The sequence below is a fragment of the bacterium SCSIO 12844 genome, assembly GCA_024397935.1.
Lineage (GTDB): Bacteria > Pseudomonadota > Gammaproteobacteria > Francisellales > Francisellaceae > M0027.
The window spans coordinates 742,012-759,458 of record CP073743.1; the positions used below are offsets into that span (position 1 = coordinate 742,012).

Here is a 17,447-nt window from a genome sequence, read left to right on the forward strand (position 1 = left end):
TTAAGTATTCTTTACGATATTAAATAGGCAATTAAAATCTTATTGTAATAATTATTCTTTAGTAGTGTAAATTAATGATAGGTGGTTGCAAGCAATGACATTTAAAAAATATAAAGAAAAAATACATATCACCATTGGTAAAAATAAAAAGCTAACATTTATACCTGTTGCAAAAATTGATGAGCCTAACAGATCATTAATATTTAGCATTATAAAAGAAGATAATGATCAATATGTTTTAAGAGGATTTTGGAAGTCACGGAGCACATCGCATTGGCGAGCATTTATTGGTGTTAAGTATAAAGAAGAGGGTTTTAAGAAAAATTTACAACTAGGTAGAGAAAGCCACGCTTGCTATATACATGAGACAATGGTTCTTCCAGAGCTTAATGATAAGTTAGAAGAATTTTCAATTAATAATGTGTCGAAAAATTTAAGCTCTAACCAAACTAAGACGCTATTAATGGCTAAAAATCTTAAAAAACTTGAATCAATATATAATCTTCCAAAAGATAGCATGCAAAAGTATGCAAATTTTAAAGACTCTAAAAATCCAAAGCATAGTACAAAATATCTCAATCAGTTTGCAATTGAATATAACCAAACGAGGAAAAGAGCTATCACCACAAAACTAAAAAATTTTTCAGATAAGAAAAAATATATTAGTAATATAGAGATACAACAGAGTAGATTTAAAATGCCTAATGAATTAAAGTCATTTTCTGATTATTTGATTAAGAAATTAAAATGTGTTTCTGATAAAGATATCAGAAAACTAGGATATCAGGGTGAAAATTTTACTCATACTTTAACAAAAGATAAATTTAAACAACTCTTATTTAAAGTGGAATTAGAGAGAGAGAATTCATCAGGAAATAAGCAAAAAGATCATTTAATTATTGTATTTGCCATAAAAGTACAAGGTTTAGGCTTATATAATGGAGAATGTTATGTTAGGCAAGTCTATTGGGAAGACTCATCAATTAATAATTTTGGTGTCAGATCTGAAATACCAAGCGACTTGTCTTTTTTAATACAGAAACCTTGTGATTATAAACATCAAGTCAGTAAAGAATATCGTGGGCGTGATGTAGGAAATCATTATAGTTGCTTATTACAATTTGATAAAACTGCTTCATTTAATCAGGGCCTTATTCAATCAATATACTCTACAAATGTAAGTATAAACAATTGTTTTCTAGAATGTTTACTTGATAAAGCAAGTACAAAAGTTAAAAACCGTAAGCTATCTTTGGGTTTAGCTGGAAAAAAAGTTTCCAATGTTGGAACTAACTCTAAAAGCTTTATTGTACAAACAAATTTGGCAAATGCAGTAATTTTAGTTAATATTCCAATGATATTAAAATATGATCCTAAGGTATTTAAACTACTATTCATTGAAGCTCTTCAGGTTCTTAATATTTCTACTGATAAAAATAAATCTAGTAGGGATGATGCTATACAAAAGCTTTATATAGGTGCAAATACTTTTCAATTAAAAGGCAAATCAGATCCAAACTCGATTTTTAAAAATTTTCTTGAAGATGAAGAAAATAAAAAAATACAAAAAAATGAATCATATCAAAATTAACGAGGAAATGATGTTATGAATAAGGCTATTTTTTCATAAACAACAAGTAAAGCGAGTGAAAAAAGAACATTATACAAAAATAAGGATATGCAGTTACAATGTTGTGTTGTAAATTTACTTTGAAAACTTACAGTTGAAGTTATAGATAGTTAAATAGAAATTATTTTACCATCTTTAATAACAATATTTTCATTAGCATTGCACCATAGTTTAACTTGATGAATATAATAAGATGTTAAAAACTGGCACAGCTCGAATTTTGTTTCTATATCAAAAATTGATCTTAAATCATCTATATACTTTTCTACTGTTCTTCGAGAACGGTGAAAGGTTTCTGCAAAATAATTTAATGGCATATGTAATGCTAAAGGTAATAAGTAAGTCATCTGAGTTTTTGTTAAATTAAACTTAGTGGCTAATTCAGAAAATGGATCGAAATCATACTCAATATCCTTATATATGAAATACTCATGAAATGTTTTTGGTAGAATTTGTGATGCTTGAAAAATAGGAGCTGCTGCATAAAAAGAAATTGATATGCTATTTAGTAAGCTATAGATGTTACAGTAATCTTCTGATGAAACTGGGTTTGTGAAAATAAAAAAAAAGGTATCTTTAAACGAATGAAACTTATGGCTAATCGCGATAGATGATAGTCCGCCCTCAGTACTTATAAATTGGTCATATTGCTTTTGTTTGTCAGGTTCCAAAAATTTTCTTCTATCATAAATGGGTAGATTACAATTAAAATTCATCGTAATATCTGATTTCCAAAACTCTTTTTTTGCATAATATAAAGCTCTTATTGGTTTAGGTAAAATCATATTACATTCACCATTTGGAAATAATCTAAAAAAAGAAAACGTGCTAATATTACTAGGGAGCATCTTAATAATACGCTGTACTGGTTGAGAACACTCTGTAGATCTTTTTAAATATTTTGCAAATTCGAGAGTTTCAAACATTTTATTCGTTATATTAAACTTCATATATTAAGCCTATAGTTAGTACATACTGTAAATTCATTTAATGCTTTAATTGCTAACTTTCTCTAAGTGAATTATTCACTGATATTAGAGTTGATTATTATAAATTTACTACAATGAAAAATATACTATTAACTAATTAAATATGCAAATATTATGGCTTATTCAATATTGTAGTAGTCAACAAAATAATTGGGGATAAGCAGTATGTAAACAACATTTAATTAAAACTAAAAGCATAAATAATATTGATTAATTAGAAAATACTATATTTTGAATGAATAGTTCAAATTAAAAGTTTGATTAATTGCGTAAAACATACGATTAAACTAATATTCAAATAGTGCCAAAATATGATCATCAGACTGAATTGATGAGGGTTGTTTAATGTTAACTAAAAACATGTATTTCAATAAGAAAAATATTATAAGTTCTCTATTTTATGCTAAAAAAATCATGTTGTGGGTTTTAAAAAATTACTTTAGAATTTTTGTTATAATTATGATGCTTATAGGCACTATTACTGCAAATAGAAGCTTTAATACTAATTCTTTATGGGTATATGCAATAACATTAGTTATTTTGTATTATGTAATTTTTCTTTGGAATAAATAATATCAATGTAATTGATTGAAAGTTGATAATTTAAAAAATAATTGACTTTAGGGCAGAGTTATAAAAATATCGTAATTCTTACTATTAAAAGTACCAAAAATAAAATTAGGCTTAGATTTAAGTAAGCAAGTAACTTTTTTCAATACTATTAAATGGTTACTGATAAGGCTTATTTAGATAAAGGAGTATGTCTAATGAAGGATCAGCAGCGTATAGTTTTATTTAGTTTAGTATCAACGATAAAAAAGTTATTTGTTATAGGTTTGGTATTTATTTTTTTAAATTTATTATGTAGCAATTTATGGTCATTAACACTAAAGTCACAGTGGGGTAATAAAGATAATAGCCATCATTTGATTGATGGTGTTTTTGTTGTTTGGTGGAATAATTCAAAAGACCGTTCTGTAGAAGCAAAGACTATTTTATCAGAGTTAAATAAAGTTCGAGATGATGTTATGAATCATTTTGGAATGATTGACCCACCAAATATTACTAATGGAAATTATATCAATATCTATTTGCATCAAGGTCAAGGTGACACTGTATTTCCAGTTGGAAATGGTGTTGGAACAGATCAATGGGGTAATCCATATATGACAATTGGTAGTGCTGATATTAATAACTTAGATCATGAAGCCTTTCATCTATATCAATATAATGGTGTTGTTAGATATAGAGGTGACACAGGTTGGTATATTGAGTCTTCAGCTAATTGGTATGCCGCAATTAGAAATAAGGATTATGCTACTAGGTTTATTGGGGCAAGTTCTTTGGTTCATCATCCACAGCTACCAATGTGGCACTCCTCTTTTTTTAATAGAGAAGAAGGAGAAAAGTATAATTGGGGTAGGGCGATGCATCAGTATGAAATGAGTACATTTTTATATTACTTAACAAAATTTTGTCATGTTTCTGAAGAGGTTATTGGTGGTGCTTTTTATAAACGAACAGGTTTTTTACCACAAAAATATCTATATGAAGCAATTGGCAAAGATAAGTTTAGAGAGTATTGGCTAAACTTTACTGCACAATTGGCGGGAGATTATGGCTTTCTAACGCCAGATGAAGCCCGTCGCTCAGAAGAGGGATGGTATCGCCATATGGAGGGACAGAATGATGATCAGCGCTATGTTAAAATTATGACTAACTCTGGGACAGAAGGACAATATATTAGACCTGATTGGGAACATATGCCAAAAGGATGGAGCTATAATGCTTTTAAAATAATAAACTCTCAGAATGCAACATACACCGTTTCTTTAGAGGCTGATAAAAAAGGGACTAACCAAACGATATCTAATTTCAATGGAAAAGTTGTTATTTTCAATCATAGTAAGAAAAAATATTATAATTTTAAAATGCTTGATTTACATCATGGTGAGGTGAGGTTTGATGTAAATAAGAATGATAATGAAATTTATATTATTGTTGCATCGATGCCTGAGTCGTTTTCTTCAAATGAACGTTATCCTTATCAAATAAAAATAGATAGATCAATTAAGAGTAACTTTGAGCACACACTTGATTGTATTAAAGCAAGCTATGTTTATCAAAATGTTTGTACTTGGTCTAAATGGACTGAAATGTATAAGCAGTGTAAAACTTATCAATATCCATCTTTAGATGATGGTTTTTTTGCAACTAAAGTTAAGAAAGGTTTATGTAATATAGAGAATTGGTACAACCTGATGATAAAACTTAAATTTCGTCAAAACCCACCAAACTCACTTGAATCATCATTGCTATGTGTTAAGCATTATGCCGATCAGAATCAGTGTACCTGGGCTCATTGGAGCGAAATGTATTCAATTTGCCAAACATATGACTATAAAGAATTAGACACAGACAACTTTTTACTTAATCAAGTTATTGATCATAAATGTACTCGAGATAATTGGCCTAAGTTAATAGAGGATATTTTTAATCATTAATATTTTTATTTAATGATAAAAATGTGATTTAGATATATAGTATACTTTACGATTATTAAATTTTCCTAAATTTCGTATTCTATTACAAAGTAAAATTTAGGAGAAAAATATGCCAGGCAAAAATTCTAATTATCTTAGTAAAAATAATAAAACAAAAAATCGATTAGCGATAGTAAATGAAGGTAATGCTAAAATTCATAGACATTTAAATAAATTATATCAATTGAATAAAGTAGAAGGCTTTGGTGGAGAAAAAAAACATATAATGATGATAATTTAAAATACCACATAACTTGTATTATGCAGTTAAATTTGCAATGGAAAAGATCAAAAAAATGCCTGGAGTAGGCTATAAATCAGTATTGGATGATAAAATACATTCAAAGGAGTTCAATGATCTATTAAATCTCGATAATTTTTTTGTAACTTATCTACTTGAATATCTTAATGAAGCAAAAATTAATAAATCTAAAAGTAGATCCCCATATACTCAAGGGTTGTATGATCTTGCTACTAAGAGACCTAAATTTGATAATGCATATAATAAATTAGAAGACTTTCTATCAAAACAATTATTAATTCAAGACTGTATTAATAAGCTTTTATCTAAATGTACTCAATTGTATAAAGCAAAATATGGAGGTATAAAAGTAAAATATGATCATAAAGAATATAAAATACCAAAAAGTTTAGCTAAAGCGTTTAAAGAGGCAGAAAATAAAGCATTACGCAAGATGACAGATAAATTAGAAGATAGTCCTAATACTAATAGTATTGCAAAAAGTATAATGGAATCTCTTGCTTTAAGTCATAGTAATAAGAGTAAAGGGAGGTCTGACGAAACTCAACATTTGTATAATTTTGCTAACGAAAATAAATCAAGTAAAAATGCCTATGATATATTAATAAATAGCTATCTATCAGGACGGTTAAGAATACTAGAAGCACAGAAAAAATGCGATGAAGGAAAAAATTTAAGAATAAAAAGGAAAAAAGATAAATCGATAGTAGTAAAAAATACAGATACACCATTTTATAAAAGGGATTTAGAAGTAGGAAATAGTTCTGTATTTGAAGCTATAAATGATGCTTTGCGGTAAGCAAGTGTGCATCTTTATCAAAACGGGTAACTCTCCTCTAGTCAGCTAGAAAGGTCAGATTAAGTCTGAACTAATACACTTTATGCTATTTTTGATTTAAAGTTTGATGACAAAAAATTAGATCATAAAGAAAAAATAATACAAACTATCTTTAAACTTATATCAACTGCTTATACTAAGCTTGCAAATTCTTTGGAGATAGGTAATAAGCCTAAAATAAATGAATCTGTTAAAGATATCCAAAATATCTTAACGGATGCTTTAACAATTTCTCTTTCAAAATCTAAAAATAAGAAAAAACACAAAGATAAACCGATAGTAGAAAAAAATAACACGGATAAGTTATTTTATAAAAGGGATGTAGTAGCAAATAATCAAGTATTTGAAAGTATACAAGATTCCCAACTGTAGCGATAGTTAGGGGGTTAGCATGTCTCTTAGTGGGGCTAATAAAAATAAGCTACCAGCTTTTCTGATGGTAGTTTAATTCTAATTAATATAAAAGTAAGAGTTTATTTAAATATTTAATCAATAAAAATATCGTAAACCTTACGCTTAAAATAGGTATGCTATATCAACTATTGTAGATATTGTGAACAATATAATATGAGTATTCTAGGTATGTCTAAATATAATGATAAAAGAATTTCAGAATTATTAAAAAATAGTAATGATTTAGATAATAGTCAAAAAGAAAGCCTAAAAAATTTCGCATTTGAAAAGTTGCAGGGCTTAAATGATTTAGCTAGCATGCGAGTAATTAGACTCTTAGAGAAATATAATAGCTTAAGCCCAGCAGGGAAAGAGCAATTATCAAGAGGCTTGACAAATCATATAGGTGAAAGTTATCAAAAAGCTAAAGATGGTATTAGTCAAAGAACAGATTTACTTATAGATAATTTAGCTATTATTGGTGTTTTTCTAGAATTAACAATTCGATACGCGAGAGGAGAAAAAGAAAATTTACAATCGTTAAATGCTTTGTTTAAAAGATTACAGCTAGAAAACCCTGAATCTCTATTTGGATTAAATCAAAATAATACCTCGCCAACTATAGAAAGTGATACAAGTGCCAATAATCCAATCTTGACTAATCAAAATAACGCACAGACTAATAACAACAATAACGCAGCAAATTCAGTTTCACAGCCAGATAATTTATTTTTTGAGTTTGGTAATAATAACCAGCATGTTCCAAGTAATGATTTATCGTTACGACTTAATGGTTAAAGGGAGGATGCTTTAAAAATGGCAAATCCAAAGCTCTCATCAATCAAACAAAAACAAACAAAACTATATAAAAAGATTAAAGATAAATATCTTAGTTTAATGGAATCAGTTTCTCAAGATAATAAGCAGAAATTTAGATTAAATTTTTTAAAAAAAATAAGGGAAATGGAGCTTAATGAGTCTAATATTCAATCAATTAGCCAAAATGAAATATTAAATGCTCAAGATAACAATATTAACAATAATAAGCAGGATCTTAATAAATTATTTTTATGGGAGTTTAGCGAAGCAAAGCAATTACAAAATTATTTATCTAAAAAGAAAAAATCGGTTTATGATCATTTAAAATCTAAACGTTTGGATTATTATGATCAGTTTTTGGAAAGTAAAATTAAAAAATTAATTTCGGATAAAGACTGTAAAGTTGAAACCATAATAGCTGCGAATAAAAGAACAACAACTTACTCTTTAAAAGATATTGCTAGCCATGCAGAAGTTGTTAACTTTAAGGAAGTAGCTTCTAAGAGTGGGGCCTGGAAAGTTGAAGCAGAAAATAATAAATTTGATGCTAAATTACTAGCAAAAATAGTACAGATAAAAGGAGTAGCTAATCACTCAAAGATAAAACTTGGCGGTAATTGGAGTCAGAATCAAATCGAAAGTTTTTTAGATGAATGTGTAATGCTTGGTGTTAATTTAAAGTATTTAGTACTTGATAATAGCCTAAAAGGAAAATTCAGTGAATTGATAAAAACAAAACAAACTGAACAAATTAACCAATTTAATGCGCTTAAAAATAAAGATACGTTAGTCGGTATGCCAATGTTTGAACAATTTAGAGATAATAATAGTCAAAATAGTGTAAATAATTCAAAGAGCTTAACTTTTTCATTTTAAAGCTATATCAGGTAATTCATACGATTATAATTGAAATTTTCAAATGTCATAATAATAAATTATTAATTGTGATATTAAGGTGTCAGTTATGCCAGAGAATATTGAAGTTATATACGATAAAAATAAAGTAGAAATTAAAAATGCTAAACAATTGACACAGCTAGCACAAGATAATATTAAATTTACTACTCAAGGACAAATTTTAACAAATGCTACAATTAAACGTGCTACTAATAAGAATCTAAAAGATAAGACAGCTTTATTAGTTTATGATGTGAATGACAAGCAAAAATTTTATAATCAACTAGAAGGTGCTTTGAAAGGTGATAAGCAAAACAAAAATTATGCAAACTTAAAGAATAATTTTAATAAGCTAATTGTTGGCAGCGAGCGTTTTTCTATTACACCAATTCATACAGAAATGTATATGCATATACTAAGAATAACTAGAGTATTAACTGAAAACTATGATAAGAATAAAAGAGATTCAATAAAAAATAATTTACAACAATTGGTATTTAATCAAATTTATAAATTATTAAATCACGATTTAGCTGCCTACTTAAATTCTAAAGATAAAATAACCGTTCAGCAATTAAATGAATATTTAGATACTTTGAGAGAACCATATGCCATTTTAATAGAGTCGATGGTTGCAAGCTATAGTAAGCTCTTTGATGTAGACTATCCAAGTCATAATCAAATGAAAAAATCGCTTAAGGATAAAACAGCTGAAGATATAGATATAATTTCTACTAATCAACTATTATCTCAATTGACGTTGATTACTGCCCCTGAAAATGGTAATTCTTCACATAGTAAAAAACGTGCAAAACCGGCGCTAATGTTAATGCAACGCTTTAAGAAAGATAAAAAAGATGAGCATTCTTATCAATTAATCCAAACACAGGGTAGAGTGCCTTCTTTAACAACCCCTACTTTGAAAGACGGTACTAAGTTATCAATTGAAGAGCAACTAGAAAAAATTTTTGATTATTATGCAAAGTTTATTGACTTTAATAAGCAGTGCTCTGTTGTATATAATCTATTTACTTCACTTCCTCGCGGTTTTGATTCCTGTAATCAACAAGCATCAGCAAAAGAAATTTTTAAAGGGTTACATCGATATAATAAAAGACAGCTTGATAAACCTGAGAGTGAAAGAAAAAATAGACCATTTTGTTATGCGTTTAATTTAGCTGTCAATCAGCATACAAAAAAACTTGAATATACATCGTCTACGGATGAAGTAAAAGAAGCATTGATTTTTGCAGATATAGCATTATTTACATCAATGGAGAGATTAGGTTTTTTACCTCAAAAATGTAAGAATAATTTAAAGTTTATAGAGCACCATTATCAGAAATTTTTAAATAATAAAAATGAAAATAAGGGACTTTTTTGCCAATCTAGCTACTTTAATCAGACTAAAACTACAGTTGTAGCTATTAAAGATTATATACTTAATAATGATATCAATGAAAATCGAAATAAGGGTAAAGGAAAACAGAATCAAATAGCGAGTGCATTGTTAAAACTATATAGTGCTAAATTTCATGGTCATGATCCAAGCAAAATGAAAGGACAAAAAAAGTTTGCTTCAATTATTCAAGCAATGCAGCTATCAATCGATCAGTTTAATTTAAAAGGCTGTAAAAGTGCGAATGAGCGTTTTTTAAAAATTGAGAATATGAATGAGTTAATGCTTGCCTATGCCAATAGTACGAATATTATTTATTCAGAAAAAAATAAAAATGGTGGAACTATCAATGTCGATATATCTGCTAAAATAAATCAATGCTTTGAAGCATTTAAAAAAAATAATAATGGTAGCAAATTTACCTTTGGTTTATTAAAGATTGTTGATCAATATATTACACGTGGTTCGGGTTCACTGGTTGCTATTTTAGATTGTGGCAGTGATAAAAGTAAATCAAGCAAAAAATCGTTGTCTAATTTACCAAATAAACAACTAGATGTTGGTGGCATAAATACCAATTATCATGCTGCATTGATTAGTACTAAGACTGAATGTCAGAAACATGCAGTTGATGTGCAATCTCATAAGGGAACTAAAAAAAGACTGCCTATTATTACGAATTTAACTGATAAATGTTTTAAAAAATATTCAAATAAAAGTGATGACAATAAAATAGAACTCACGCAAAAAACATTATTGGAATTATGTATGAAGGTATTAAAAGAATATACTTCAAGCTGGGGGTTGAGACACCATTTTAGAAAAGAAGCTAAAAAAGCACATACGGCAATAGGTGAAATGAGAAGTGATGATGTAGATGTAGTTAATAAGCTAGAAAACTTAATATTTCGATTAACCTCAGAAATGAAAAATTCAGGTAAATATACTAAAAACTCTACCTATAATGCAAAACTTATATTTATAAGTACGAAAGTACAAGAGTATAAACAGCAACAGCAACTTAATTGATAGGCTATATCTCGTAAACCTTACGATATTAATCAGAAGTAATAAAATTTACCATTAAATAAACATATATAAAATATTTTGGAGGTTGTGGTATGCCAATTAAATTAAATAAAGAGCAAGTGAAAACTTGGTTAGAATACATGGAAAAGGATGCTGGGAACTTTGATGATGGTAAACCATCCTTATCCGGTGTATTGTCGAATTTAGATAAGGAAGGTCTACTAAAAAGCCAAGGCTTTTCGACTTATATTTCTGGGTTTGTTCATAAAATTATTAGAAAAGCAGGTCGTGATGACGATAATGAAGAAATCCAAAAGTTTATTAAAGAGCTTACAATACAAATAACTAAAGATAAATTATTTAAAATGATCAATTTACTAGATCAAAAGGCTAATTCAATTTATAAAAAATTGAAAGATAATAATGAAGTGAGTGATGATGACGTAAAAGAATTAAATAATTTATTAAATATAGTAGGATCTAAAAAAGCATTTATAGAACATATTAAACAGCAACAGCAACAGCAACAGCAACAGCAACAGCAACAGCAACAGCAACAGCAACAGCAACAGCAACAGCAACAGCAACAGCAACAGCAACAGCAACAGCAACAGCAACAGCAACAGCAACAGCAACAAAAAAGCAATGGTGTTAATGGTCATAATAATAACAAAATTGGTCAAGTAGCTGAGAAGAAAAAGATTGTTAATTTTAATTTTGTTGATGCAGTTGAAAAGCTAAGCTACGAAAGTGAAGGTTTTTATCAGGATGTAAAAAAGGCGCTAAATAAACAATTACAAAGTAACGTTGAGGTTGAAAAAATTAATGATAATTTTACCTATTCAATAAAAGCTCAGAATGAGCAAGCAAATGGTATCGGTGCTAATAACAACAATAATAATAATAATGATAATAACGATGGTGATGATAATGATAATGACGTGGAAGAGGAAGATAATAATAGTCATCACGTAATTCAAAATGAAAATATCACAGCAAAATATAATACGACCAATAACAGTCTTACTGTTTCTGATGGTTTTAATCCTAAGTTTATTGCTAGTGTATTGAAAGTTCATGCATGTAAACTTCAAGGAAAGATTAATATATCAGGTGATATGTTAAACAGCTTGGGAGATGATGAACTTAAAGAATTCTTTAGTGAGTGTAATAACTTACAAATTGATTTAGAGCGGTTTGAGAGTAGTAATAGCAATGTTAAAAACGCACTTAACGCTGTAATAAATCTTAATAAAAAAATAAATAAACTACCTGGACCAGTATACTTTAATTTTGGTAACAATTGTGGAAATGATAAAAAAGGCTTGGACATAGATAAGCTGTTCGAGGATTTTTAAGAAAAATCATAATATTAATTCTTGTTGTTTGTTGCCATTTTGAATAATAAATAAAAACTAAAATTTTTACCTTTCAGTTTATAGCTAGGGCTGGGAATTAGTGATTCTAAAAATATTAATTTGAGGATAATGTATGCCAAATCTAAATAAAGTTCAAAATTTTGTAGAACATCAATACAGTGATAATGATAATAATGCCTATATTATCAAAGATATTGAAAGGCATAATAAATCAATTTTAAACGAACTTAACCAAGTTAAAGATAATAAAGAGCAATATAATACATATGTTAAAAATTCTACAGAGTATTTAGATAATTTATCTAAACATATGTTTAATGAAGCTGTAAAAGGTGCTAATTTTGATGATCTAAATAAGAGTGATGTACGTAAAAATTTAGCTAAATTTAATAACTTTTTATCTGATAAAATCGTATCAAGTATTTTATTTAATCATCATGCACAAGATATTGCTGATATGTATTCATTCTGGATTGATGTTGCAGAACAAGCTTTAAAAAATAATAATTTTGAGCTAGCACAAATTGTATATTCTGCTATTACAAACATTGAAGTTCGTAGAGTTATATCGACTGAAAAATCTAAAAATGATAAAGGTGAAATTGAAATAAATAAAAAAAATATTGCTATTTTACTTAGTGATACAGTTGCAAATAAAGCTGAAGATTTAAAACACATGTTTGTATCAAATGGAAAAAATATTCGCAATAAATTAGGAGAAACTAATAGTAAAAATTTTGGCCCATTATCTTATTTTAGTGATGATATTTATAAATTAAATTTAAATAGAGAAGCTAATAAACGTACAAAAAATGAAAGCTTAACAAAGAAACTAGATGAGGTTCAATCAAGGCTTAATAATACTTTTAACTCATACTTGAAACAATCAAAGAGTGTTAAAGGCTGTAAACATATTGTGAGAACTCAACATGACTTATCTAGTGACTATATGGAAAAAAGTGATCAGCATAGAAAATTCTTAGTTCCATTTGCATATCTTAAAAAGCAGTTAAAAGATAGTTCGCATATAAGTGATTTTAGATCTGGGTTATTTAATCAGTGTCACTCATTAAAAGATTTATGCTTTGCTGCTGTAGTATCTAAAAAAAGTAGCATCTTTCATGTTGGTAGTTCATGTAAAGAATTAATTAAAATTATTAATAATGATAAGAAATTGGAGCCTCTTATAAAAATGTTAAGGCCATCTGGTGGAGATGTAAGAGTGCGCGATTTAAGAGCATTTGCGCTAGGACAAAAAGAGCCGCCTGCTAAGTGGAGTGATAAAGATAGAAAAAATGTAAAATATTTTTCATCCATTAGAGTTAAGTGTAAAAATAAGCAATATATTTGCTCAAAGAAAAATTCAAAAATATTTAAATCTGTTTTAACTGGAGCTGTAATTGGGGGAGCATCCGCTTCTGTTCTAGCAGCAGTACCATATTCTTTACCATTGGTTTTAGCTGGAGCAAAGGTTAAAGTAGCAGCAGCTAGTACTGGCTCTTTAATAGGAGCTACTTGTGGTAAAAAAATATCAAATACTCAAAAAAATCAATCTACATCAATGCCATTTTTTGATTTTGTTAGTAATGTAGATAAAAGTGTGGATAACTCTATGTAAACAGAATTAACTGTTATTACCTCTGTTGTTTTTAAGTTAATTCATAATAAAAAATAACCGTAATTCTTACCATTCAATTTATAACGATTAGATGTGAAAATATATCAAAATAAATAATTAAAGAGAAAATAAAATGCCATATCGCGGAGATGCTAAAACAAACCTCATAAATCAGTTAAGTGAATTAAATAAACCGCCTTATGATCTAGGTGATGAAGTTAAACTATTCAAAAAAAATATTAATAGTAAATTAGATAGTGATAAAGATAAAAAGCTTATAGATGATTATTTAATAGATATAAAAAATATATTGAATGCTAAAGATGCTAATAAAAGTGAACGATTAATTAATTTATCTCACTATTTGCAGTATCAAAATTGGATGTTGGGGAATAATATACCTAAGTATTTAGACATTGATGATAATGAAGAAAATATTAATCAATCTATTAACTTTGAAAGTAATTCTGAAACTGTAGCAGAAGGTTATGATGAAGAAGGTTATGATGATGAAGGTTATGATGATGAAGGTTATGATGATGAAGGTTATGATGATGAAGGTTATGATGATGAAGGTTATGATGGCGATATTGAAGATGGAGATAAAACTCAATGGAGTAGAATATTAAATAACCATAAAAAGCTTGATTTATCGGCTAATAATATAATAAAAAATTTAATGAATATTGATACTATAACCTTGATAGATACAATAAAAAACGAGTTAAATATAAGTAAAAAGAATAATTTAGAGCCAAATGATAATAATCAATTTCTATTTTATTATCGAGATCAAGATCAAAGCAATAATTCTAATGACTTTGATAGATAACTAGCGCATTAAGGTAGCATAGCTCAAATAATATTTTGTTTTCTTAATTTTTCTAATAATAAGCTATTAGCGTAATTCTTACGATATGATTGATTCTGATTATTGTTAATATTTCATCATGTAATAAAAATAAAGACTTAGACGTTTTTTTATAAATTTAACAGTCAGTTTACTGAGCTAAAGCATAAAGCTAATAGTCTAGAGGTGCTAGATGATGCCAAAAGAAAATAAAACAAAGTATGCAGTATTAGGGATGTTATGGGATAAGCATATGACAGGCTATGAAATCCAGCATCAAATTGTTAATAAAATGTTAGATAATTGGAGTGAGGGGTTTAATTCAATCTATCCTTGCTTAAAAAAATTAACATCAGAAAATCTAGTTAAATCTAGCACTACTGAACGACCAAATGTAGTTACTTATACGATTACCAGTCAAGGGAAAGAATTATTAAAACACTGGTTAAACCAGACAGACTCAACTAATTTAATTAGGAATGAAGAGCTCTTGAAGATATTTTTTAGTAATAATATAGACTCAGAACAATTTAACATATTAATAAATAAAGTAAGACAAGAAAGTGAATTACAATTAGACAAAATGCTCAAAAGAAATTTAAGTGATAATCAAGGGTCAGAAAAAATCATAATTCTTTATAATATATCAATGCTAAAAGCAAAGATTAATTGGTGTAAACTAATGATAAATAATCAATATAATTTGGATAAGTATCTGATATAAAATATTTAAATTATATTATAAATATTAATTACATAATTAAAAATAGATAAGGTGGGTTAATATGAAAGCTGATCAGATGAATAAAAAGGAAGTTGGCAATATTATTAAAAGAGCTATTAGATTTTATATTTATACTACAAAAGAAAAAATTTTAAGTTTTAAGCATGGTGCTAAAGGTATTAAAAGAGCAAGATTATTATCGAGTATCATAGATAATATGGTAAATGATGATAAAATTTTTCTTACAGATTTAGAAAATTTTATAGAAGCTTATTATTCAGGAAAGAAAAATGTAATATCAAATTATATTCATCATTTTGTAAATAAATACAGAAAAAATAATAATCTTAAGCCGCTAACTGATGCTGATATAAATCTTCTAGTAAATGGAAATGATACAAGAGAGTCATTAAAAACTTATGTTGAATTTGATTACACTAATTATAAGGCTTCAAAGGGTAGTGATGATCAGAGAAATATTAATTTACGTTTACTAGAAGCATGTAAAACTGCAATTTTGCTATATAAGCAAAAAGGAAGTTTTTTTAATTATAAACATGGAGTAACTGGTCTCAAAAGAGCAACTTTATTGCTAAAAATTATACATAGCATTACATTAAGTGACTTGAATAAATTTATAAAAGCTTATAGTACAGAAGATTATGATAAAAGGAAAAAACAATTAACGAACCTTAAGCTTGAAATAAATGGTAAGCCTATAACTGATAATGAGTTAAAATTACTTGTGAGTGGAAAAAATTGGATTGCTTCATTAAGAACTTATATTCAAAATGTCTATAATGATTATGATAAAAATATAATTAAATCAAAAGCTAGCAATAATGATTCTTTTAATAATAGTCATAAGGATGAAAAAGAACGTAGTAAGTCTCAGATAGTAAATCGCATTCAAAAGGGTATTCATAGTGAAAAATTTAAGATATCTATAAAAGAATTAGAATTTAAAAAAGATCACACTACATGACACCTACCAGAGCCATTCTTTGACTAATTGATATTTTAGGTTTAAATGTAGCTTTGATAATATTACAGATATACTCTGAAGAATTAATGGCTCTGGCTAGCGATTTAGCAATAGTTTCAGTACCAATTTTAATCAAAGACTTAGCTTTAAATCCATGCTTTTTAATTTTAATAGGTTTAATGCTTTCTAATATTTCACCTGTACGATAAGACCATATTAATGCAATGGATACAACAAACATAAGCCTTGAAAGTTTTTGCATATCAGTTAAGTGGGTATTCTCAAAATTAAAACCACGTTTTTTAATAGCTGAAAAAAATGACTCAATCTCCCATCTTATTTTATATTGATCGAGTGCATTTAGGTTAAACTCTCTAGTTACAACAATAACTAATTCACCTGTAGGCAGTCGCAGTCCTGAAACATATAAATCGCAGCCTACTATACACTTTGTATTATGAAGTGTTCTTGCTTGTGAAGCTTTAAGAGTTAGAAATAATTTTGAAATCTTTTTATTAGAAGCTAGATAATTACCTTTGGCTCGAATAACAAATTTAACTTGTTTGCTAGACAAATAAGCTATCCAATTTCCATCAATAAATTCACGATCACATAAAAGTGTTTTAATTCTAGTTGCAGGAATAAATTCAAGTAGTTGATCAAATAGTCTCTGCCTATCAATGGCTTTTGAGTTACCTCTCTTTCGCTGAGGAAGCAGTGACCAAATCACAGGAATTGCAACACCTTTATAAGCAATAGCAATCATTAGAAAATTAATATGTACCTTGCCAAACTTCCAGTTAGTTCTATCCATGCATAATATGACTTGATCAGATAGATTGAAAATGGTGTCGACTAGTTTCCAGAGGCTAAGAAAAGATATTTCAAACCTTGTGATAAAACGTTGAAGACGCCTATAACATGACGTAGTTGATGCTTTTGATGGAAAACATTTAGCAATTTGTGAAAGATTAACATCATTTATTATCTGTAGGGCAATAATAAAGTAAGTTAGGCATTCAGTATTCCAAAAAGATAAGTTAAAATAGTGCTTCAGTGACTGTTGTAATTCATTGATGTGTTTCATCATAT

General features: G+C 27.8%; 15 protein-coding genes. 13 read left to right on the forward strand and 2 right to left on the reverse strand.

The features are described 5' to 3' along the window. Positions 1-94 precede the first annotated feature (94 nt). The gene (locus KFE69_03570; protein UTW43234.1) at positions 95-1,591 is read left to right on the forward strand and encodes a hypothetical protein; all 1,497 of its coding nucleotides are present in this window, start codon (positions 95-97) and stop codon (positions 1,589-1,591) included. Positions 1,592-1,740: 149 nt separating this feature from the next. Here the strand turns inward: KFE69_03570 and KFE69_03575 are convergent, their stop codons facing one another. After that, positions 1,741-2,580 (reverse strand): hypothetical protein, encoded by an 840-nt coding sequence (locus tag KFE69_03575; GenBank protein UTW43235.1) that lies wholly within the window; start codon positions 2,578-2,580, stop codon positions 1,741-1,743. Between the two features lie 806 nt (positions 2,581-3,386). Between KFE69_03575 and KFE69_03580 the strand changes: the two genes are divergently transcribed. From KFE69_03580 to KFE69_03635, 12 genes are all read left to right on the forward strand, one after another. Then, positions 3,387-5,123, forward strand: coding sequence for a hypothetical protein (locus KFE69_03580; GenBank protein UTW43236.1), 1,737 nt, complete (start codon positions 3,387-3,389; stop codon positions 5,121-5,123). 109 nt (positions 5,124-5,232) lie between these two features. Beyond that, complete coding sequence (locus tag KFE69_03585) at positions 5,233-5,403, forward strand: hypothetical protein (protein ID UTW43237.1); 171 nt, start codon at positions 5,233-5,235, stop codon at positions 5,401-5,403. A gap of 37 nt (positions 5,404-5,440) precedes the next feature. Continuing rightward, positions 5,441-6,223: a hypothetical protein gene (locus KFE69_03590; protein UTW43238.1), complete on the forward strand. Its 783-nt coding sequence runs from the start codon at positions 5,441-5,443 to the stop codon at positions 6,221-6,223. 192 nt (positions 6,224-6,415) lie between these two features. After that, positions 6,416-6,634 carry a hypothetical protein gene (locus KFE69_03595; GenBank protein UTW43239.1) on the forward strand — a complete coding sequence of 73 codons (219 nt, stop codon included), beginning with the start codon at positions 6,416-6,418 and terminating at the stop codon, positions 6,632-6,634. 210 nt (positions 6,635-6,844) lie between these two features. Next, on the forward strand, positions 6,845-7,453 hold the full coding sequence (locus KFE69_03600; protein ID UTW43240.1) for a hypothetical protein: 609 nt from the start codon (positions 6,845-6,847) through the stop codon (positions 7,451-7,453). Positions 7,454-7,471: 18 nt separating this feature from the next. After that, positions 7,472-8,350, forward strand: coding sequence for a hypothetical protein (locus KFE69_03605; protein UTW43241.1), 879 nt, complete (start codon positions 7,472-7,474; stop codon positions 8,348-8,350). An 88-nt stretch (positions 8,351-8,438) separates the two neighbouring features. Further along, positions 8,439-10,799, forward strand: a complete 2,361-nt coding sequence (locus tag KFE69_03610; protein ID UTW43242.1) for a hypothetical protein — start codon at positions 8,439-8,441, stop codon at positions 10,797-10,799. Between the two features lie 92 nt (positions 10,800-10,891). Continuing rightward, complete coding sequence (locus KFE69_03615; GenBank protein UTW43243.1) at positions 10,892-12,157, forward strand: hypothetical protein; 1,266 nt, start codon at positions 10,892-10,894, stop codon at positions 12,155-12,157. 133 nt (positions 12,158-12,290) lie between these two features. After that, positions 12,291-13,796, forward strand: coding sequence for a hypothetical protein (locus tag KFE69_03620; protein ID UTW43244.1), 1,506 nt, complete (start codon positions 12,291-12,293; stop codon positions 13,794-13,796). Between the two features lie 133 nt (positions 13,797-13,929). After that, positions 13,930-14,628 carry a hypothetical protein gene (locus KFE69_03625; protein UTW43245.1) on the forward strand — a complete coding sequence of 233 codons (699 nt, stop codon included), beginning with the start codon at positions 13,930-13,932 and terminating at the stop codon, positions 14,626-14,628. A 214-nt stretch (positions 14,629-14,842) separates the two neighbouring features. After that, positions 14,843-15,370 (forward strand): PadR family transcriptional regulator, encoded by a 528-nt coding sequence (locus tag KFE69_03630; protein ID UTW43246.1) that lies wholly within the window; start codon positions 14,843-14,845, stop codon positions 15,368-15,370. Between the two features lie 61 nt (positions 15,371-15,431). Then, on the forward strand, positions 15,432-16,355 hold the full coding sequence (locus tag KFE69_03635) for a hypothetical protein (protein UTW43247.1): 924 nt from the start codon (positions 15,432-15,434) through the stop codon (positions 16,353-16,355). Here the strand turns inward: KFE69_03635 and KFE69_03640 are convergent. Further along, complete coding sequence (locus KFE69_03640; protein ID UTW43248.1) at positions 16,348-17,445, reverse strand: IS4 family transposase; 1,098 nt, start codon at positions 17,443-17,445, stop codon at positions 16,348-16,350. The two genes, KFE69_03635 and KFE69_03640, sit on opposite strands and share 8 nt — an antisense overlap. Positions 17,446-17,447 lie beyond the last annotated feature (2 nt).

What these genes read in the sequence shown, in the direction of transcription:
- KFE69_03640 (UTW43248.1), bottom strand. Translation starts at nt 17,445, where the DNA reads ATGATGAAACACATCAATGAATTACAACAGTCACTGAAGCACTATTTT.
- KFE69_03635 (UTW43247.1), top strand. Translation starts at nt 15,432, where the DNA reads ATGAAAGCTGATCAGATGAATAAAAAGGAAGTTGGCAATATTATTAAA.
- KFE69_03630 (UTW43246.1), top strand. Translation starts at nt 14,843, where the DNA reads ATGCCAAAAGAAAATAAAACAAAGTATGCAGTATTAGGGATGTTATGG.
- KFE69_03590 (UTW43238.1), top strand. Translation starts at nt 5,441, where the DNA reads ATGGAAAAGATCAAAAAAATGCCTGGAGTAGGCTATAAATCAGTATTG.
- KFE69_03605 (UTW43241.1), top strand. Translation starts at nt 7,472, where the DNA reads ATGGCAAATCCAAAGCTCTCATCAATCAAACAAAAACAAACAAAACTA.
- KFE69_03585 (UTW43237.1), top strand. Translation starts at nt 5,233, where the DNA reads ATGCCAGGCAAAAATTCTAATTATCTTAGTAAAAATAATAAAACAAAA.
- KFE69_03610 (UTW43242.1), top strand. Translation starts at nt 8,439, where the DNA reads ATGCCAGAGAATATTGAAGTTATATACGATAAAAATAAAGTAGAAATT.
- KFE69_03615 (UTW43243.1), top strand. Translation starts at nt 10,892, where the DNA reads ATGCCAATTAAATTAAATAAAGAGCAAGTGAAAACTTGGTTAGAATAC.
- KFE69_03570 (UTW43234.1), top strand. Translation starts at nt 95, where the DNA reads ATGACATTTAAAAAATATAAAGAAAAAATACATATCACCATTGGTAAA.
- KFE69_03620 (UTW43244.1), top strand. Translation starts at nt 12,291, where the DNA reads ATGCCAAATCTAAATAAAGTTCAAAATTTTGTAGAACATCAATACAGT.
- KFE69_03600 (UTW43240.1), top strand. Translation starts at nt 6,845, where the DNA reads ATGTCTAAATATAATGATAAAAGAATTTCAGAATTATTAAAAAATAGT.
- KFE69_03575 (UTW43235.1), bottom strand. Translation starts at nt 2,580, where the DNA reads ATGAAGTTTAATATAACGAATAAAATGTTTGAAACTCTCGAATTTGCA.
- KFE69_03625 (UTW43245.1), top strand. Translation starts at nt 13,930, where the DNA reads ATGCCATATCGCGGAGATGCTAAAACAAACCTCATAAATCAGTTAAGT.
- KFE69_03580 (UTW43236.1), top strand. Translation starts at nt 3,387, where the DNA reads ATGAAGGATCAGCAGCGTATAGTTTTATTTAGTTTAGTATCAACGATA.